This is a genomic window from Pseudomonas sp. KCJK9111 (assembly GCF_046231935.1).
GTDB classification, from domain to species: Bacteria; Pseudomonadota; Gammaproteobacteria; order Pseudomonadales; family Pseudomonadaceae; genus Aquipseudomonas; species Aquipseudomonas parafulva_B.
On the sequence record NZ_JBJJMO010000011.1, the window covers coordinates 62951 to 80826 of the forward strand.

A 17876-nucleotide genomic window follows, 5' to 3' on the forward strand; every position below is an offset into this window, starting at 1 on the left:
AGCCCATTCTCAGGCAGAACTGGCGAATGGGCGCACAACAACCAGGCCGCTTCAGCCTTGCTCCAACCCCTTGAGCACTGCCTCGGCCAGGGCCAAACCTTTCTCTAGCGAGTTTTCCGTCGCGGTCAGTAAACTACGAAGCGGCTCTCCCACCCTTTCCAGTGCTGCGGCATTGGTTTCATAAGCCGCTTTCAGCGCGGCAACGGCGCACACAAGTGCATCCTCGCTATCGATCCCAGCCTGAACCGACAGTATTGGATCATGAGCCTGATTGCAGGTGCCGAAATCGGCACTGGCGGTCACGGAACGAGATGTGCGGGGTGGATCTGGAACGATCTTCTTGAGCATGGTGCATCTCCTTGCAGCTCTCTCTTTATGACGCTCCGAGCCCATACGCCAATATGGGTGGACGGAGCCGTGCGGGTTGGCGTGCCGGCAGAGAGAACCGGTGAGCCCGAAGGCTCCCACACACGGCTCCGCCCATGACGGGTGCAGCCATGCAGAGCAAAGTCGCAAGGCGCGTCAATGCTCGATCTCTCTGTATAACGGGACGCCAATCCCGGTCGCAGAATCTACTGCGGTGCCGAACGGTACTCAAGTACCGCTTATGTGTCAAAACTGTTCACCGCCCTGGACCCAATCCTGTGCAGGCCAGTCGCGCAAGCACCAACCTGGCCCCTATCCAAGCCCCGCATAGAAGCACAACCCTTCTAGACCGCAGCCTTGCGCACCACGGCACAGCCTTTGCAATCGCCCTTCTGCCCACACCACAACAACTCAGCGGAGAGAGCACATGAAGCGACGCAGTCTGATCAAGGCCTTCACCCTCAGCGCCTCGATGGCGGCGATGGGCCTTAGCTGGAGTCTCCAGGCAGCCGAGACCATCAAGGTCGGCATCCTGCATTCGCTGTCCGGGACAATGGCCATCTCCGAGACGTCGCTCAAGGACATGGCCTTGATGACCATCGATGAGATCAACGCCAAAGGTGGGGTGAACGGCAAGATGCTGGAGCCGGTGGTGGTGGACCCGGCGTCCAACTGGCCGCTGTTCGCCGAAAAAAGCCGCCAGTTGCTGACCCAGGACAAGGTCGCGGTGGTGTTCGGTTGCTGGACGTCGGTGTCGCGCAAATCGGTATTGCCGGTATTCGAGGAGCTCAATGGTCTGCTGTTCTACCCGGTGCAATACGAAGGCGAAGAGATGTCGCCGAACGTCTTCTACACCGGCGCTGCGCCCAACCAGCAAGCGATTCCGGCGGTGGAATACCTGATGAGCGAGGACGGCGGCGGCGCCAAGCGCTTCTTCCTGCTGGGCACCGACTACGTCTACCCGCGCACCACCAACAAGATTCTGCGCGCGTTCCTGCACAGCAAGGGCGTGGCCGACAAGGACATCGAGGAGGTCTACACGCCGTTCGGCCACGCCGACTACCAGACCATCGTCGCAAACATCAAGAAGTTCTCGGCCGGGGCGAAGACGGCGGTAATTTCCACGGTCAACGGCGACTCCAACGTGCCCTTCTACAAAGAGCTGGCCAACCAGGGCCTGAAAGCGACCGATGTGCCGGTCGTGGCGTTCTCGGTGGGCGAAGAGGAGCTGCGGGGCATCGACACCAAGCCGTTGGTGGGCCATCTGGCCGCCTGGAACTACTTCGAGTCGGTGGATAACCCGGTCAACCAGAAGTTCGTCGCTGATTGGAAGGCCTATGCCAAGGCCAAAGGCCTTCCTGGCGCCGACAAGGCGGTGACTAACGATCCGATGGAAGCCACCTATGTGGGCATTCACATGTGGGCGCAGGCGGCGGAAAAAGCCAAATCCACCGATGTGGACAAGGTGCGCGAAGCGCTGGCCGGGCAGACCTTCAAGGCCCCTTCGGGCTACACCCTGACCATGGACAAGACCAATCACCACCTGCACAAGCCAGTGATGATCGGCGAGATCCAGGACGATGGGCAGTTCAGCGTGGTGTGGGAAACCGAGCAACCGCTGCGGGCGCAACCCTGGAGCCCCTTCATCCCAGGCAATGACAAGCGCCCTGATTACGCCGTGAAAGGCAACTGAGGCCCTGGGCTGCGCTGCAGCCCGCCCGTGGGCGGCCCGGTGTTCGGGTACGCCTGCGCGTAAGCGCTGATTCACAGGAGAGCCTCATGCTCAGATTCCTGCTTACCCTGCTACTGCTGTTGCCCCTGGCAGTAGACGCCAGCGAAGGTGAGTTTTTCTTCGCCGCCAAGCCCGCCGAGCAGGCGCGCCTACTTGATACCTGGGCCGCCCAACCCGAGCCAGGCCGAGTGGCATTGCTGGAAAACCTGCAGGCCGGCCGAATCGCCAAGGACGACAGCCGCAAGGTGCGCCTGAACAACCGCCTGCGCGGGCTGATCGACAATGCCCTGGCCAGCCACCGGTTACTCAGTGACGACAGCGCCACCCGGCTAGCCGCCGCCAGGCAGTTGCAAAAGAGCGCACAACCGGCTCAGGTCGCCTTGCTCGACCGGCGCTACGCCAGCGAGCCGGATGCGACCGTGCGGGCAGCCTTGGGCCTGGCGTTGGCCAACCTGCAGCTCGGGGCCAGCGACCCTTCGGTGCGCCTGGCGGCCGTACGCCTGTTAGGGGAAACCGGTGACCCAACGGCCCGTACGCGCCTTGAGGCGCTGTTGCAACCCGAGATGGAAACGGACCCCACGGTGCGTACCGCCGCCGAAACCAGCCTGGCCCAGGTCAAGCGCAAGCTGCTGGTCGGTGAAGTACTGGGCCAGGCCTTCAGTGGCCTGTCGCTGGGGTCGATCCTGCTATTGGCGGCGCTGGGGCTGGCGATCACGTTCGGACTTCTGGGTGTGATCAACATGGCGCATGGCGAGATGCTGATGCTCGGCGCCTACAGCACCTACATGGTGCAGGTAGTGGTGCAGCGCTACGCACCGGGTGCCCTGGAGTTTTACCCACTGATCGCCCTGCCCGTGGCGTTCGCCGTCAGTGCCGGTGTCGGCATGGCGCTGGAGCGTACGGTGATCCGCCACCTGTACGGCCGCCCTCTGGAAACCCTGCTGGCCACCTGGGGCATCAGCCTGATTCTGATCCAGGCTGTGCGTTTGCTCTTCGGCGCACAGAACGTCGAGGTCAGCAACCCGGCCTGGTTGTCAGGTGGCATCCAGGTTCTGCCCAACCTGATCCTGCCTTACAACCGCCTGGTGATCATCGCGTTCGCGCTGGCCGTGGTGCTGCTGACCTGGCTGCTGCTCAACCGCACGCGCCTGGGCCTGAACGTGCGCGCCGTAACCCAGAACCGCAACATGGCGGCGTGCTGCGGCGTGTCCACCGGGCGTGTGGACATGCTCGCCTTCGGCCTGGGTTCGGGTATCGCCGGCCTGGGCGGCGTGGCCTTGAGCCAGGTCGGCAACGTGGGGCCGGACCTGGGGCAAAGCTACATCATCGATTCATTCCTGGTGGTGGTGCTCGGGGGTGTCGGCCAACTGGCCGGAAGCCTCTGGGCGGCGTTCGGGCTGGGCATCGCCAACAAACTGCTGGAGCCGCAGATCGGTGCGGTGCTCGGCAAGATCCTCATCCTTGCGCTGGTCATCCTGTTCATCCAGAAGCGCCCGCAAGGCCTGTTTGCCCTCAAGGGACGGGTGATCGACTGATGAACCAGCCACTGCTTGTCACCGCTGCGCACAAAGCCGGCCCTCGCCTGTCGCTGGCGCTGGGTATCGCCGCCCTGGCGCTGCTGCTCGCCTTGCCGCTGTTGTCGCTGCTGCCCGCCGACCATGCCCTGCATGTGTCGGCCTATGTGCTCACGCTGGTGGGCAAGATCCTCTGCTATGCCATCGTGGCCCTGGCCCTTGACCTGGTCTGGGGCTATGCGGGGCTGCTGTCGCTCGGCCATGGTCTGTTCTTTGCCCTGGGCGGCTACGCCATGGGCATGTACCTGATGCGCCAGGCCGCCGGGGAGGGGCTGCCAGGCTTCATGACCTTCCTGTCCTGGAGCGAGCTGCCCTGGTACTGGGCCGGCACCCAACACTTTGCCTGGGCCCTGTGCCTGGCGGTGCTGGCGCCTGGCATGCTGGCCCTGGTGTTCGGCTGGTTTGCCTTCCGCTCGCGCATCAAAGGTGTGTACTTCTCGATCATGACCCAGGCCCTGACCTTTGCCGGGATGTTGCTGTTCTTTCGCAACGAGACCGGTTTTGGCGGGAACAACGGCTTCACCAGCTTTCGCACCCTGCTGGGCTTCGACATGGCCGCACCCGGGACCCGCGCCGTACTGTTCCTGCTCACCGTCGCGCTGCTGGTCGCCAGCCTGTACCTGTGCTGGCGGTTGACGCGCAGCAAGTTCGGGCGCCTGTTGACGGCCGTTCGCGATGCCGAGAACCGATTGATGTTCTGCGGCTACGATCCGCGTGGTTTCAAGCTGCTGGTATGGGTGCTCAGCGCCATGCTGTGCGGCCTGGCAGGCGCGCTGTACGTGCCTCAGGTCGGCATCATCAACCCCAGCGAAATGTCGCCCACCAACTCCATCGAGGCTGCTGTCTGGGTGGCACTGGGCGGGCGCGGCACCCTGATCGGCCCGCTGCTGGGCGCGGGGCTGGTCAACGGCATGAAGAGCTGGTTCACGGTGGCTTTCCCGGAATTCTGGCTGTTTTTCCTCGGTGCGCTGTTCATCCTCGTGACCCTGTACTTGCCCAAGGGCCTGGTCGGCCTGTGGAACAAAAGGAGCCAGTCATGAGAGGCCTGCCCCCGGTACACCCGGAGTTCATGCTCGAACCTGCCTTCGACCCGCAGGGTATCGGCCGCGACGCCATAGGCCTGGGCCATGCCCGCGTACCAGGCCTGGACGCGCGGCATGGCACCGTGCTGAGCCTTGAAGAGGTGAGCGTCAGCTTCGATGGATTCAAGGCACTCAATGCGCTGACGCTGTATATCGGCGTGGGCGAGCTGCGCTGCATCATCGGCCCGAACGGTGCGGGCAAGACCACGATGATGGACGTGATCACCGGCAAGACACGGCCCAGCGCAGGCAGTGCCTACTTTGGCGACACGCTCGACCTGACGCGCATGAGCGAATACCAGATTGCCCAGGCTGGCATCGGTCGCAAGTTCCAGAAACCCACGGTGTTCGAGGCGTTGAGCCTGTATGAAAACCTCGAGCTGGCGCTCAAGACCGACAAGTCGGTGTGGGCGAGCCTGAGGTCGCGCCTGAGCGGCGAGCAACGCGACAGGATCGACGAAGTCCTGACCACCGTGCGGCTGAACGGGCTGGCCTCGCGTCAGGCCGGGCTGCTGTCCCACGGCCAGAAGCAGTTTCTGGAAATTGCCATGCTGCTGGTCCAGGAACCTCAACTGCTGTTGCTCGACGAACCCGTGGCCGGCATGACCGACGCCGAAACCGCCTTTACCGCCGAGCTGTTCAAGGGGCTTGCAGGCAAGCACTCGCTGATGGTGGTCGAGCACGACATGGGGTTCGTGGGCAGCATCGCCGACCATGTGACGGTGCTGCACCAGGGCTCGGTGCTGGCTGAGGGATCGCTTGAGCAGGTGCAGGCCGATGATCGTGTGGTCGAGGTGTACCTCGGTCGTTGAACAGGCGCACGTCTTCTCGCGTACACCGGTGAGCTGCCGGGGACGCCAACCCGTTACTTCAGGAGCCTTGCATGCTCAAGATCGATACGCTGCACCAGTACTACGGCGGCAGCCATATTCTGCGCGGCCTTTCCTTCGAAGCCAGGCTGGGCGAGGTCACCTGCCTGCTGGGCCGCAACGGCGTGGGCAAGACCACGTTGCTGCGTTGCCTGATGGGCCTGGTGCCCGTGCGCGAAGGCAGCGTGGAATGGGAAGGCAAGCCCATCACCGCACTCAAGCCGCACCACCGGGTGCAGGCCGGCATTGCGTACGTGCCACAGGGCCGCGAAATTTTCCCGCGCCTGAGCGTCGAGGAAAACCTGCTGATGGGCCTGTCACGCTTTGCGGGGCGCGAGGCGCGTGAAGTGCCTGCCTTTATCTACGAGTTGTTCCCTGTGCTCGAGCAGATGAAGCAACGCCGTGGCGGGGATTTGTCCGGGGGGCAGCAACAGCAGCTGGCCATCGGCCGGGCATTGGCCAGTCGTCCGCGCCTGCTGATTCTCGATGAGCCCACCGAGGGTATCCAGCCTTCGGTGATCAAGGAAATAGGCGCGGTCATCCAGCGGCTGGCGCAGCGCGGCGACATGGCCATCCTGCTGGTCGAGCAGTTCTACGATTTTGCCGAGGCTTTGGCTGATCACTATCTGGTCATGGCCCGTGGCCAGATCGTGCAGCGTGGCCGGGGCGAAAACATGCAGGCCGAAGGTGTACGCGGGCTGGTAACCATTTAACCTGCACGCTTCGACCTAGCGAGACGCTGCCATGAGTCACGAAATCCGCGACGCCCTGCCTGCCGACCTACCGGCCATCCTCGACATCTACAACGATGCCGTGCGCAACACCACGGCCATCTGGAACGAGACGCCGGTGGACCTGGCCAACCGCCAGGCCTGGTTCGACGCCCGTGCACAACAGGGTTACCCGATACTGGTGGCCGTGGACGGCGCCGACGTGCTGGGCTACGCCTCCTTCGGGGACTGGCGCCCGTTCGAGGGGTTTCGCCACACGGTCGAGCATTCGGTCTATGTGCGCAGCGATCAGCGCGGCAAAGGGCTTGGGCCGGCGCTGATGATTGCGTTGATCGAACGCGCCCAAGGCTGTGGCAAGCACGTCATGGTCGCGGCCATCGAAAGCGGCAACGCAGCGTCTGTGCACCTGCACGAGCGCCTGGGTTTCGTGGTTACCGGGCAGATGCCGCAGGTGGGGGTGAAATTCGGGCGCTGGCTGGACCTGACCTTCATGCAGCGGGTGCTGAGCCCAGGGGCCGAGCCAGACCTGCCCTGACACCTCGCCCCGGCAGCCCTCACGCTGCCTTGCCGGGTGACACAAAGCTGCGTTGGCCAGCGTTCCAGCCCTGCTTGCGTCGGGTTCCCCTCACATCTGCGTGAACCTGCCCAGGCGCTGGCGCAGCATGCTGTTCTCGTTGCGTAGCTGCTGCACCTCCTGGAGCAATTCCAGGGCCAGCGCCACGCCTTCCCATTCCAGTTCCAGCTCCTGGTGCAGCTTGGCCGCGCGCCTTGCCAGCAGCGGTGCCTGATCGTCGAACAGCCAGTCTTCAGGCCTGCGCCCGGTTGGCTCCACAATGCCGTGCTCGACGATCTCGATCACACAGTCCGCCGTGAGGTCGGCTTCCTGACACAAGGTATGCATGTCCAGTTGAACGATCAGGGTGCTGCTCATGATCACTTACTCCATTGTGCCCTCGGGTCGAACGCGGCCTTCTCGGAAAGCTTGGCCCACAGTTCCCGGGTAGATTCGTCAGAGGTGGTCGGCATGACGACCTTGAGCTGTGCATAGAGGTTGCCGCGCTGGCCCTGCTTGTCGGCCAGGCCCTTGCCTGGCACCCGCAGGCGCTGCCCGCTCTGGCTGTCGGGGCGGATGGTCAGGTTGATCCTGCCTTCGAGCGTAGGTACCGCCACCTTGGTGCCCAGGACCGCTTCCCAAGGTGCCAGCGGCACGGTGATGATCAGGTCGTGCCCTTCGACGTCGAACAGCGGGTGCGGGGCCATGCGGATGGTCAGGAACAAATCGCCATTGGCACCGCCACCGACCCCCGGGGCACCCTGGCCCTTGAGGCGAATGCGCTCGCCATCGGTCACGCCGGCCGGGATCTTCACGTTCAGGGTCTTGGTGGTGAACCCGGTGCGCTGGCCCATGGCATTGGTTTGCGGTACCTGGAAGCTGATCTGCTTGGACTCTTTGGCCAGGGTTTCTTCCAGAAATACCGCCAGTTCAAGCTCCACATCCTGCCCTCGCCTGCCGGCACTGCGCTGTTGTTGACGAGCCCCCCCGAATGGGTTGCCTCCACGACCGCCGAACATCGAGCTGAAAAAGTCCGAAAAATCGCCACTCTCGAAACCACCCCCGGCCCCACCTCGGCTTTCCCAGCCCGGCGGTGCCTGGAACGGCCGGCCATGCTGGCCGCCGTACTTGCGGATTTCATCGAATTCGGCGCGTTTCTGCGCGTCGCCCAGCACTTCGTAGGCCTCGTTGGCTTCCTTGAATTTGTCTTCGGCGTCGCGCTCTTTGCTGACATCAGGGTGATACTTGCGGGCCAGCTTGCGGTACGCGGCCTTGATCGCCTTGTCGTCCGCCGTGGGCTCTACGCCAAGTATCTTGTAGTAGTCTTTGAAGTCCATCTAGGGATCACCAGTGTGAATGTGCGTGTTGCTGGAGAAGATAGGGATCAAGCATAGCCTTTCAAGGCCCGCTTGGGGTTGCTCCATGGCAGACGACCGGTCTTGATTCTGTCGCCAGCTGGCATACACTGCGCGGCCGTTTTGCCTCCGGAAGCCTTTTCCCCATGTCCGACGTATCCCCGGCCCGCGCCCTTGGCATCGACTTTGGCACCTCCAACTCGACGGTTGGCTGGCACCGTCCGGGCATGGAATCGCTGATTGCCCTGGAAGACGGCAAGATCACCTTGCCCTCGGTGGTGTTCTTCAATATCGAGGAGCGCCGCCCTGTCTATGGCCGGCTGGCCCTGCACGAATACCTCGAAGGTTATGAGGGGCGGTTGATGCGCTCGCTCAAGAGCCTGCTCGGGTCCAAGCTGATCAAGCACGACACCAGCGTGCTGGGCAGCGCACTGCCGTTCAAGGACCTGCTGGGGATGTTCATCGGTGAGCTGAAAAACCGCGCGCAGGCTGAGGCCGGGCGTGAGTTCGACCAGGTGGTGCTCGGCCGCCCGGTATTCTTCGTCGACGAGGACCCGGCAGCCGACCAGGAAGCCGAGGACACGTTGGCCGAGGTGGCACGCAAGATCGGCTTCAAGGACGTATCGTTCCAGTACGAGCCCATCGCCGCGGCGTTCGACTACGAGTCGGGCATCAGCCGTGAAGAACTGGTGCTGATCGTCGACATCGGCGGCGGTACGTCCGACTTCACCCTTATTCGCCTGTCGCCGGAGCGGCACGCGGTGGCCGAGCGCCAGAGCGACATCCTCGCAACCGGTGGCGTACACATCGGCGGCACGGACTTCGACAAGCAGCTGAGCCTGCAAGGGGTGATGCCGCTGTTCGGTTATGGCAGCCGCATGAAAAGCGGTGCCTTGATGCCAACCAGCTATCACCTCAACCTGGCCACCTGGCATACGATCAACGCGCTGTACTCACAGAAGTCGCAGTTGGCGCTGGGCAACATGCGCTACGACATCGAGGACACCCTTGGCGTTGATCGGCTGTTCAAACTCATCGAGGAGCGCGCCGGGCATTGGCTGGCCATGGAAGTGGAAGCCAGCAAGATCGAATTGACCGAACAGCCGAGTCGTCACGTCGACCTCGGCCGCATCGAACCAGGCCTTGGCGTGGACCTGTCTCGCAACCTGTTCGAGACGGCCATCGAAAGCCTGTTGGAACGGGTGCGGGCCAGTGTCACGGACTTGCTGGCCAAGGCCGGGGTCAGCCAGGGCCAGGTCGACACGGTCTTCTTCACGGGCGGCTCCAGCGGCATTCCAGCCCTGCGCAACAGTGTGGCGGCGATGTTGCCCAATGCCCGTCACGTGGAAGGCAACATCTTTGGCAGCATCGGCAGTGGGCTGGCCATTGAGGCACGCAAGCGTTATGGCGCGTGACGAAACGACGGGGTAAGGGGCGCTTGTGTCGCCCCTCGTTGACGGTAGCGCTGGCTGTGACCGCCTGACCAAGCCTGCGCCGGCCTTGTTATGTCCTGAGCAGGCCCGCCGTGGCCGCCTTCAAACCAGCTCCATCCTGCGCAGCTCGCTCTTGAGATAAGCGTAATAGACCGGCCCTGCCACCACCCCCGGCAGGCCGAACGCCGCTTCGAACACCAGCATGGCCAACAGCAGTTCCCAGGCCTTGGCCCTGATCTGCCCACCGACGATCTTGGCGTTGAGGAAGTACTCCACCTTGTGGATGACAATCAGGTAGACCAACGCCGCCGCTGCCACCCACACCGACAACGACAACCCGACGATGGTAATCAGGGTGTTGGACATGAGGTTGCCGATGACCGGTAGCAGACCTAACAGGAACGTCAGCACGATCAAGGTCTTGGTCAGCGGCAGGTGCACCCCGAACAACGGCAGCACCACGGCCAGAAAGATGCCAGTGAATGCGGTATTGAGCAGGGAAATCTTGATCTGGGCGAAAACGATGTTGCGAAACGCCTGTACCAGCAGGCTCAGGCGCTCGAACAGGGCGGCCGCCAGTGGTTTGCGCCGGGAAATATCGGGTATGCGCTGCAGGGCGACGATAGCCCCCAGGATCATGCCGATCAGCAGGGTCACGAACATGTGGGCCATGCCCTTGCCCACCAGTTGCAAATCACTGAGATGGCTCTTGATCCAGTCGCCGATCGCCACCTTGAACTCTGCAGCACTGGCCGGCAAATAGCCCTCGATGAACGGCGGCAACTGCCCGCGCGCCCGCTCTACCAACGCCATGAACTTGTCCAGCGAAGCGCCAGGATTTTCCGCTTCATGCAACAGGAAGCTGAACGCCCCGGCGATCAGCAGCGCCAGGCTGATCACCACCAGCGTGCCCAGCAGCGCCACTGCCAGCCAGCGCGCACGCTGCCCGGCAATCAATGGCTGCAGGCGCGGCGTGAGCATGTTGACCAGTTCGAACACCAGCAGGCCTGCCAGCAGGCTGGGCAGCAGCTTCAACGGCAACGCCAACAGCAAGCCTGCGAACACGATAATCAAACTGGCCAGGGTGACTTGGCGGGGGGTGAAGGTCATACAGCCTCAGCGGCAGCCAACGAAGAAGATCCGCAGTCTGCCAGCGTTATGCCTGCAGGCATAGGCACCGATCATTTCTTCTTCAGGCACTCACTCATGAACGCCTTGCGCTCATCACCCTTGAGCACCTTGGCGGTGGCGTCTGCGTTGCACGTCTTCATTTTCTCTTGCTGGGTTTGTGGCGCCTGTTTCTTCAGGCACGTACTCATGAAGGCCTTGCGGGCGTCGCCCTTGAGCGATTGCGCCGTGGCATCTGCATTGCACGTTTTCATCTTTTCCTGCTGGGTGGTAGTTGCCGCGAAACCTTGGGCGCTGAACAACAGCGCAACCATCACTAACGGAATGTGCAGCCGTTTCATGTCGTGTTCTCCTGAGCCCGCGCCCAACGCACGGTGACACCTGCAGTGTAGACAAGCGCTGGCGCGAGGCCCGTTTTGCCATCAAGCGCACGACAACCTTTTTGCACGCAGGCAATTGGCTAGCTCGATCGAACTCCTGGCGCTGCGTGAGGTTCAAAACCTGCACATACCCTTTTGTGCAAGGAGCGGGACGATGTTCAAGCAGACTCTGGCAATCCTTCTGGCCAGCGCCACCCTGACGGCATGCGGCAGCCGCCCGGAAAACCCGGTGGACTATGTGACCTACCGCAACGAGCCCCTGGTCAAGCAGGTCGAAAATGGCATGACCATGCAGCGCGTCATCGCCATCGGCGGCAGCCCGTCCAACGTCATCGACCTGCCCAATGGTGGTACCTGCAACGACTACATCCTCAACCGCGACGGCAAGCAACAGCCATATTACGTGCGCTTCGATGCCACCGGCCATGTGGATGCCAAGGGTTTCAAGACCTGCAAACAACGTGAAGAAGACCGCGAAGCCGTCAAAGGCGCGTAAGGCTTCCGCTACCTGACTACGACTACCTGATGCTTTTTGGAGATGAAACATGAACACGACTGAAATGACCGACATTCAGACCTTGCGCCAGCGCGCGCGCGAGCATGTGGAAAACGGTGCCGTGACCGAAGGCTACAATGCCGATCGCGAGCGCATCATCAAGCTGCTCAACGATTCGCTGGCCACCGAACTGGTCTGCACCCTGCGCTACAAGCGTCACTACTTCATGGCTTCTGGCGTCAAGGCCAGCGTGGCTGCCGAAGAATTCCTGGAGCATGCCAATCAGGAATCCGAACACGCCGACAAGCTGGCCGAGCGTATCGTGCAGCTGGGCGGTGAGCCAGACTTCAACCCGGACAACCTGAGCAAGAACTCCCACGCCCAGTACGTGGCAGGCACGACCCTTAAGGAAATGATCCTGGAAGACTTGGTGGCCGAGCGTATCGCCATCGACAGCTACCGCGAGATCATCCAGTACATCGGCGACAAGGACCCGACCACTCGCCGCATCTTCGAAGACATCCTGGCGCAGGAAGAAGAGCACGCCGACGACATGTCCGACCTGCTCGATGGGCTGTAAGGCCTGTAGCAATTGGCAATGCCGCTGATGCGGCAATGCTGCTCACGCAGGGCTGCTTCGCAGCCCATTGCGGTCGGTCTGGCGCCCTGACCGGACCATCCGCCAACCCTCGGGGATCGTGAAGCACTGGCGATCTTTACCTTGACTCTGGATTACTCAAGCCCACGACCGGCTCCGCCGGAGCGTTGGACTGGCTGCAATTCCTGCGCAGTAGCCTCAGGATCTTAGCTTCGCAGCGCATAATGCCGGGGCCGCGCTGCGGCCCATCGCGGCACTAGGCCGCTCCTACCTGGACCCTGTATTGGCAGATAGCAGGGCCTGGACTTTGCAGAAGCAACTGCCTAATACCGCCCCGAAGGCTAACCGATTTCAAGGAGCGGCCTTGCCGGGGCGCCGGACCGGCCGCGATGGGCTGCGCAGCCGCTCCAAGGTTTCAGCTCGCAGGCCCATGCCCCGCCATCACTTGCGGCCTTTGACGGCCGCCGGCGCCTTACCTTCCTTCATCTGCTGCAACAAGGGTGTGCACTGGTTGGGATCATCCCCACTGCTGGGTGCGATCAGCGCCAAGAGACCGGCCGCAGGCCCCGCGACCACCCCAAGGGCAACCATACCGGCGCCGCGCAGTGCCAGCGGTACGGCCTGCACCCCGGCGCTAGGTTTGGCGAAAGCCCCCCGCACATACAGCGGCGAGCGCAGGGAGAACAGCCTCAACCCCTTGGATTCCGGCGTGATCTTCAGGTCCAGGCGCTCGTTGGCGAAGTTGGCGGTGCCGTTGATATAGATGATCGCGTTCTCGGTATCGAAAATGAACAGGCGCGTACTGGCAAGGCCATCCTTGATACCGACATCGGCTGCGGCGCAGTTGATCTTCACGTCCTCATCACCGAAGAGTTTGTCGACGATGTAGTTGCCCACGTTCAAACCTGCGATTTCCATGAGGCTGCGGCTGATGGCGCCATCGTTGACCAGCATGCGCAGGTCGCCATTGGCGCTACCGAGCAGTGCTGCCACGGAGTTGCCGCGACCGGTGATGTCGGCATCCCCATTGAGCTCGCCAAAGCTGCTTTGCATCGGTGCGAAGGTGGGGAACAGTTGCTTGAGCTTGAACCCCCTCGCAGTAAGCCGTGCACGCCCCTGCAACGGAACGTTGCGGCCGTCCAGGCGAATGCGTGATGCCAGGTTGCCGCCCGCTACGCCGAACCTCAACGGCTCCAGGCGCAGTAGGCCGTCTTCCAGCATCACGTGGGCCGACAGGTCGTTGAAAGGAAGCTGCTCGCTGTGCACGATGCGCTTGCCGGTGAAGGTGACATCGGCATCCATGGCACGCCAGCGATCGGTACGGAATTCCTCGACCGGCAAGACCTTGTCGGACGGCTGCTTGCTGGCACCACCACGGGCTTTTTGCTCGGCATTGGAGTCAGCGCCGATCAGGGGTGCCAAGTCCTTGAACAGGAGCTGGTTGGAAACGAGCTTGCCCGTGAGCTTGGGCCGAGGCTTGCTGGCGACATACGCCAGGTCACCGTGAATGTCGCTGTCACCGATCTTGCCATTGAACCCTTGGTATTCGAAGGTAGCGCCTTGCTCGGCGCGCAGGTTGGCGTTGAGGTGGCCATCGGTGGAATACGCTGGGGTGTCAGGCAATGTCACGCCGGTCAACGGGAACAGATTGCCAAGGCTGGCGCCTGACAGGCGCAGCCGCAGATCGAGCGCGCCCAGGTTGAGCGGATCGGTCAGGGTACCGGCCAATACCACATGGGTATCGGCGATGCGCACATCCGCTTGCAGCGGGAAGGGTTGATCGGACGCTTTGAGTGCCAGCAGGCCGCCGATCTTGCCGGTGCCGGACACGGGCTGGTCCTTGTAGCGCCCCTGCGCCTTGAGGCCGAACGCATAGTCCTGTGCAGGCGCCGACTTCTCGGCCGTGGCCTTGCCCACGATGTCGCTGAATGCAATGGGCTTGCCCAGAGGATCGATCTGGACCTTCATGCGAGCCTTGAGCGTCTGGTCGTCAAAGCTGACATTGCCTTGGTCGAAACCGATCGCGCCGATGTCCATCTGCCATTTGGACGGTTCTTCGTCCTCGTCCTTCGGGCCGAAGTCGAAATTCCAGTTGGCCCGGCCGTCCGCCAGGCGCGTCAGGCTGGCAGTCGGCTTGGTCAGGTTGATACGCGGGATGCTGACCTGGTGGAACAACAGCGGCAGCGGCGACAGGCGAAACTCCACGCGCTCCAGTGCAACCATCTGCGGCTCTTTGAGCCAGTCCGGGTTGCCCAGGGTAAGGTCTTCAGCCGTGAAATGCGGCCAGGGTATCCACGCCCGCCAACCGCCTTCTTCAGGCTCGGTGCGCCAGTGCACTGCAAGGTTGCCATTGATGGCGAAGGGCCGATGCAAGGCCTCGGACACCTTTTCGTTGAGCAGGGGCTTGACGCGGTTCCAGTCGAAGGTGGCAATCACCACGACCAGGATTGCCAGCACGGTCAGCAGTGTGGTCAGGGTCCAGAGGATGATTCTGGCGGGGCGCGTCATTGCGTGAGTCTCCATGCGGCAAGGCGAAAACAAGCGTAGCGGTGAGGGGTCATGTATCTGGGACTGATGAAAGGCGTGAGGGTTTTATCTCAGGGGGAGGATAGCCAAGAATTTCCCGTGCCTGGGTGCGCCTGGCTCGTCCGGTTCGCTTGGTGTATCCCGTGCGCACCCATGCCATCAAGCCCCCTGCGACTCAGCCAGGGCTCTGAATAGAGCCTTTGGCGGTTGATATCAATGAGGTCGATTTTTACCATTACCCGGATGAGCTTCTCTGTGCCGGTGCGCGGCGTAGCATTGGCTACAGACCCACTTTCCAGCCCCGCAGAGGAGCACCGAATCATGAAACGCCACCTGTTGACCCTCACCCTTTCCCTGCTTGCAGCCAATGCGTTCGCCCTGCCAGGTGCCGAGCAGCACCTGACCGCCGAATCACGTTCGAGCGCTGTTCAAAACATCCAACCGCTTGAAACACTTGCCGAAGGCGGTTCAGACCGATTGATCGAGCGTAGCGCCCGTGTTGCCGAAGGCGGCTCCGATCGTCTGATCGAGCGCAGCGCCCGTGTTGCCGAAGGTGGTTCTGATCGCCTGATCGAGCGCAGCGGCCGTGTTGCCGAAGGCGGTGCAGATCGCTTGTCGCAAACGGCACGGGTGAGCTGACCTTGTGCAAGACGCACCGCGCTGTCGTCTGCCTGACCTACCCCTTCGAGCCCGGTCCATTGACCGGGCTTCGTTTTTTTAACTAGAGTGCCCAGCCACCCTCTATAGAAACCTGCATCATGTTGCCGCGTGCCGAACAGAAGCTACAGACCCGCCAGGCCCTGCTCGACGCCGCCTGCCTGCTCATGGAGAGTGGTCGCGGTTTTGGCAGCATCAGCCTGCGCGAAGTGGCCAAGGCGGCCGGCATCGTGCCCACCGGCTTTTACCGACATTTCCCGGACATGGATGCACTGGGCCTGGCACTGGTCAGCGAGGTGGACGATACCTTCCGCCAGACCATCCGGCTGGTGCGACACAACGAGTTCGAGCTGGGCGGTATCACGGATGCGTCGGTCCGTATATTCCTCGACGTGGTCGCTGCCCACCGTGCCCAGTTTCTGTTCCTGGCACGTGAGCAGTACGGAGGGTCGCAGCCCGTGCGCCAGGCCATCGCCCAACTGCGTGAAAACATCACCGCTGACCTGGCCACCGACCTGGGCCGGATGCAGCGTTGGCAGCACCTGGACAATGCTGCGCTCACCGTCATGGCGGACCTGGTGGTCAAGACCGTGTTCGCCACCTTGCCCGAATTGATCGACAGGCCAGAAAGGGGTGAACCCAAGGCGTTGACGCCTCAGGAAAAGATCACCCAGCAACTGCGCTTCATCTTCGTCGGTGCGCGGCATTGGCAAGGCCTTGGCAACCCGGGCTGACGGGCTCGGCAAACCCGACTTCTGCTACCATGGCGCCCTGCCCGACAGCGACGAGCGCCAAGATGTCCAAGCCCCGCCCCACCCTGCCCGAACTGACCCGCTTCAATCAGCACTTTGCCACGTGCATCGTGCCTCTATGGCAGGGGCCAGGCTGGAACACCGAACTGGCATTGCCCTACGAAGCGCTCGACGCCGAACATCAGCCGCTGCCTGTGCAGCGCTATCGGGCGATGGCGTGCGCACGCCAGTTGTACCTGTTCAGCAGCCGCATCGATCAACCGGGTGCGGCCGAACGCGCCGCGGCATTGTTCCGTTCCTTGCAAAAGCACTTCCATGACCCCGAGCACGGTGGCTGGTTCTACAGCATCGACGCCCAGGGCAAGCCGCTGGACCGGCGCAAGGACCTCTATACCCACGCGTTCATCGTCTTCGCCTGCGCGCACTATTGGGGCCAGGTCCGCGACAACCTGGTGGTCTCCACCCTGGCTGCTGCGCTGGACGTCATTGAGCATCGCTTTGCCCGGGATGATGGCTTGTACGAGGCCAGCCTGGGTGAAGACTGGGGCAACCTGGGCAGTGGCGCGCTGCAAAACCCTCAGATGCATTTGGCGGAGGCCTTCCTGCAGGTGTTGGCCGTGCGTGATGACCAGGCTGTGCAGCAGTCACTTTTGCAGTTATGCACAGCGATGCAGGCCCACTTCATCGAGCCTGCCCACGGCCTGATGCTGGAAAAGCCCAGGGGCACTGTGGATAACTGGTTCGAGCCGGGTCATCAGTTCGAGTGGTTCTATTTGCTGCACACCTCGCCGCTGCTGCGTGAGACGGCGTTGCATGCTTCCATTGAGCGGGGGTTCGCCTTTGCCGAGCGCCATGGCGTGAAAAACATGGCGGTGCTGGCGACGCTGGATGTGCAAGGGCACGTGCTGGATGCGACCCAGCGTATCTGGGCACAGGCTGAATACGCCAGGGCCTTGGCATTGCGCCCTGACGCAGACGAGAAGCTGCCCCAGCTGTTGCAGGCCCTGCAGGGGCGGTTCTTGCGGCAGGCGGGATGGTATGAATGCCGGGATGGGCAGGGCAATGTCAGCCGGCATGATATGCCGTCGACTACGCCTTATCACCTGGCTACCTGCCTGGAAGGGTTGAAGCGACTGGGTGAATGAAGTCGGGTGCTGCGACAGTGGTGCCATGATGGGCAGGTAGGCTCGGATCCTGGGGCCTTCCAGGGCGCTGGCAAATTCGCGCCATTGGAATACGTACAATGGCGAGCGTTATCAGAACTGCCACAGTATCGGGCGTCTGGTTTATTGGCTTGGTTCTATGTGCATTGTTATTACTCTGTAAGCGCTACAGCACATGTTAATTCAATATACTGGTTAAGCTTGTATATTCTTTGAAGATTACTCAATTCTCGTGTAAGAGCGGCCTTGTGCCGCGATGGGTCGCCTAGCGGCCCCAAAATTTGAGCAATATCGCTGTTTCTGGGGCCGCTGCACGGCCCATCGCGGCACAAGGCCGCTCCTACACGGGTTATATATCGCGGCACGTTTGAAGTTATCATTCCCACTGTAGACGCTCTTGCTGTTGCTGTTGCTGTTGCTGTTGCTGTTGCTGTTGCTGTTGCTGTTGCTGTTGCTGTTGCTTTGGCTTTTGATCTTGCTT

General features: G+C 62.2%; 18 protein-coding genes. 12 read left to right on the forward strand and 6 right to left on the reverse strand.

What is annotated here, in order from left to right:
• Positions 1-51: 51 nt before the first annotated feature.
• A complete protein-coding gene (locus tag ACK59L_RS07015) occupies positions 52-348 on the reverse strand; it encodes a hypothetical protein (RefSeq protein ID WP_027915293.1) in 297 nt (98 codons plus the stop codon).
• Between the two features lie 445 nt (positions 349-793).
• Here ACK59L_RS07015 and urtA point away from each other — a divergent pair, with 445 nt between their 5' ends.
• The 6 genes from urtA (at position 794) to ACK59L_RS07045 (ending at position 6889) form a co-directional block, all read left to right on the forward strand.
• Complete coding sequence (urtA, locus tag ACK59L_RS07020; protein WP_027915294.1) at positions 794-2059, forward strand: urea ABC transporter substrate-binding protein; 1266 nt, start codon at positions 794-796, stop codon at positions 2057-2059.
• 86 nt (positions 2060-2145) lie between these two features.
• A complete protein-coding gene (gene urtB / locus ACK59L_RS07025; RefSeq protein WP_409272622.1) occupies positions 2146-3633 on the forward strand; it encodes an urea ABC transporter permease subunit UrtB in 1488 nt (495 codons plus the stop codon).
• Positions 3633-4712: an urea ABC transporter permease subunit UrtC gene (gene urtC, locus ACK59L_RS07030; RefSeq protein ID WP_409272624.1), complete on the forward strand. Its 1080-nt coding sequence runs from the start codon at positions 3633-3635 to the stop codon at positions 4710-4712. Before urtB ends, urtC begins: the two co-directional genes overlap by 1 nt.
• The gene (gene urtD / locus ACK59L_RS07035) at positions 4709-5566 is read left to right on the forward strand and encodes an urea ABC transporter ATP-binding protein UrtD (protein ID WP_028687177.1); all 858 of its coding nucleotides are present in this window, start codon (positions 4709-4711) and stop codon (positions 5564-5566) included. The genes urtC and urtD overlap by 4 nt, the downstream gene beginning before the upstream one ends.
• A 71-nt stretch (positions 5567-5637) precedes the next feature.
• The gene (urtE, locus tag ACK59L_RS07040) at positions 5638-6336 is read left to right on the forward strand and encodes an urea ABC transporter ATP-binding subunit UrtE (protein ID WP_409272627.1); all 699 of its coding nucleotides are present in this window, start codon (positions 5638-5640) and stop codon (positions 6334-6336) included.
• 31 nt (positions 6337-6367) lie between these two features.
• Positions 6368-6889: a GNAT family N-acetyltransferase gene (locus ACK59L_RS07045; protein WP_167339474.1), complete on the forward strand. Its 522-nt coding sequence runs from the start codon at positions 6368-6370 to the stop codon at positions 6887-6889.
• Positions 6890-6979: 90 nt separating this feature from the next.
• On the opposite strand, the gene ACK59L_RS07050 is transcribed toward ACK59L_RS07045, so the two are convergent.
• Positions 6980-7285: a chaperone modulator CbpM gene (locus tag ACK59L_RS07050; protein ID WP_023534557.1), complete on the reverse strand. Its 306-nt coding sequence runs from the start codon at positions 7283-7285 to the stop codon at positions 6980-6982.
• A 2-nt stretch (positions 7286-7287) separates the two neighbouring features.
• Positions 7288-8244, reverse strand: a complete 957-nt coding sequence (gene cbpA, locus ACK59L_RS07055) for a curved DNA-binding protein (protein WP_409272629.1) — start codon at positions 8242-8244, stop codon at positions 7288-7290.
• Positions 8245-8408: 164 nt separating this feature from the next.
• Here cbpA and ACK59L_RS07060 point away from each other — a divergent pair, with 164 nt between their 5' ends.
• Positions 8409-9677: an Hsp70 family protein gene (locus ACK59L_RS07060; protein ID WP_058603496.1), complete on the forward strand. Its 1269-nt coding sequence runs from the start codon at positions 8409-8411 to the stop codon at positions 9675-9677.
• Between the two features lie 120 nt (positions 9678-9797).
• Here the strand turns inward: ACK59L_RS07060 and ACK59L_RS07065 are convergent, their stop codons facing one another.
• Both ACK59L_RS07065 and ACK59L_RS07070 read right to left on the reverse strand, forming a co-directional pair.
• Positions 9798-10805, reverse strand: a complete 1008-nt coding sequence (locus tag ACK59L_RS07065; protein WP_023534518.1) for an AI-2E family transporter — start codon at positions 10803-10805, stop codon at positions 9798-9800.
• A gap of 71 nt (positions 10806-10876) precedes the next feature.
• Positions 10877-11164: a PsiF family protein gene (locus ACK59L_RS07070; protein ID WP_196137061.1), complete on the reverse strand. Its 288-nt coding sequence runs from the start codon at positions 11162-11164 to the stop codon at positions 10877-10879.
• 193 nt (positions 11165-11357) lie between these two features.
• On the opposite strand from ACK59L_RS07070, the gene osmE reads away from it, so the two are divergent.
• On the forward strand, positions 11358-11699 hold the full coding sequence (gene osmE, locus ACK59L_RS07075) for an osmotically-inducible lipoprotein OsmE (RefSeq protein WP_058638237.1): 342 nt from the start codon (positions 11358-11360) through the stop codon (positions 11697-11699).
• A 49-nt stretch (positions 11700-11748) separates the two neighbouring features.
• Entirely contained in the window at positions 11749-12279 is a 531-nt protein-coding gene (locus tag ACK59L_RS07080; protein ID WP_409272633.1) for a bacterioferritin, read from the forward strand.
• A gap of 459 nt (positions 12280-12738) precedes the next feature.
• On the opposite strand, the gene ACK59L_RS07085 is transcribed toward ACK59L_RS07080, so the two are convergent.
• Positions 12739-14805 (reverse strand): AsmA family protein, encoded by a 2067-nt coding sequence (locus tag ACK59L_RS07085; RefSeq protein WP_409272635.1) that lies wholly within the window; start codon positions 14803-14805, stop codon positions 12739-12741.
• A 339-nt stretch (positions 14806-15144) separates the two neighbouring features.
• Between ACK59L_RS07085 and ACK59L_RS07090 the strand changes: the two genes are divergently transcribed.
• From ACK59L_RS07090 to ACK59L_RS07100, 3 genes are all read left to right on the forward strand, one after another.
• A complete protein-coding gene (locus ACK59L_RS07090; RefSeq protein ID WP_058638240.1) occupies positions 15145-15462 on the forward strand; it encodes a hypothetical protein in 318 nt (105 codons plus the stop codon).
• 119 nt (positions 15463-15581) lie between these two features.
• Entirely contained in the window at positions 15582-16214 is a 633-nt protein-coding gene (locus ACK59L_RS07095; RefSeq protein WP_409272637.1) for a TetR family transcriptional regulator, read from the forward strand.
• Positions 16215-16276: 62 nt separating this feature from the next.
• On the forward strand, positions 16277-17377 hold the full coding sequence (locus ACK59L_RS07100; protein WP_409272639.1) for an AGE family epimerase/isomerase: 1101 nt from the start codon (positions 16277-16279) through the stop codon (positions 17375-17377).
• Positions 17378-17876 lie beyond the last annotated feature (499 nt).

Excerpts from the sequence above, each read along its gene's own strand:
- ACK59L_RS07015 (WP_027915293.1), bottom strand. The coding sequence starts at position 348 with ATGCTCAAGAAGATCGTTCCAGATCCACCCCGCACATCTCGTTCCGTG.
- urtA (WP_027915294.1), top strand. The coding sequence starts at position 794 with ATGAAGCGACGCAGTCTGATCAAGGCCTTCACCCTCAGCGCCTCGATG.
- urtB (WP_409272622.1), top strand. The coding sequence starts at position 2,146 with ATGCTCAGATTCCTGCTTACCCTGCTACTGCTGTTGCCCCTGGCAGTA.
- urtC (WP_409272624.1), top strand. The coding sequence starts at position 3,633 with ATGAACCAGCCACTGCTTGTCACCGCTGCGCACAAAGCCGGCCCTCGC.
- urtD (WP_028687177.1), top strand. The coding sequence starts at position 4,709 with ATGAGAGGCCTGCCCCCGGTACACCCGGAGTTCATGCTCGAACCTGCC.
- urtE (WP_409272627.1), top strand. The coding sequence starts at position 5,638 with ATGCTCAAGATCGATACGCTGCACCAGTACTACGGCGGCAGCCATATT.
- ACK59L_RS07045 (WP_167339474.1), top strand. The coding sequence starts at position 6,368 with ATGAGTCACGAAATCCGCGACGCCCTGCCTGCCGACCTACCGGCCATC.
- ACK59L_RS07050 (WP_023534557.1), bottom strand. The coding sequence starts at position 7,285 with ATGAGCAGCACCCTGATCGTTCAACTGGACATGCATACCTTGTGTCAG.
- cbpA (WP_409272629.1), bottom strand. The coding sequence starts at position 8,244 with ATGGACTTCAAAGACTACTACAAGATACTTGGCGTAGAGCCCACGGCG.
- ACK59L_RS07060 (WP_058603496.1), top strand. The coding sequence starts at position 8,409 with ATGTCCGACGTATCCCCGGCCCGCGCCCTTGGCATCGACTTTGGCACC.
- ACK59L_RS07065 (WP_023534518.1), bottom strand. The coding sequence starts at position 10,805 with ATGACCTTCACCCCCCGCCAAGTCACCCTGGCCAGTTTGATTATCGTG.
- ACK59L_RS07070 (WP_196137061.1), bottom strand. The coding sequence starts at position 11,164 with ATGAAACGGCTGCACATTCCGTTAGTGATGGTTGCGCTGTTGTTCAGC.
- osmE (WP_058638237.1), top strand. The coding sequence starts at position 11,358 with ATGTTCAAGCAGACTCTGGCAATCCTTCTGGCCAGCGCCACCCTGACG.
- ACK59L_RS07080 (WP_409272633.1), top strand. The coding sequence starts at position 11,749 with ATGAACACGACTGAAATGACCGACATTCAGACCTTGCGCCAGCGCGCG.
- ACK59L_RS07085 (WP_409272635.1), bottom strand. The coding sequence starts at position 14,805 with ATGACGCGCCCCGCCAGAATCATCCTCTGGACCCTGACCACACTGCTG.
- ACK59L_RS07090 (WP_058638240.1), top strand. The coding sequence starts at position 15,145 with ATGAAACGCCACCTGTTGACCCTCACCCTTTCCCTGCTTGCAGCCAAT.
- ACK59L_RS07095 (WP_409272637.1), top strand. The coding sequence starts at position 15,582 with ATGTTGCCGCGTGCCGAACAGAAGCTACAGACCCGCCAGGCCCTGCTC.
- ACK59L_RS07100 (WP_409272639.1), top strand. The coding sequence starts at position 16,277 with ATGTCCAAGCCCCGCCCCACCCTGCCCGAACTGACCCGCTTCAATCAG.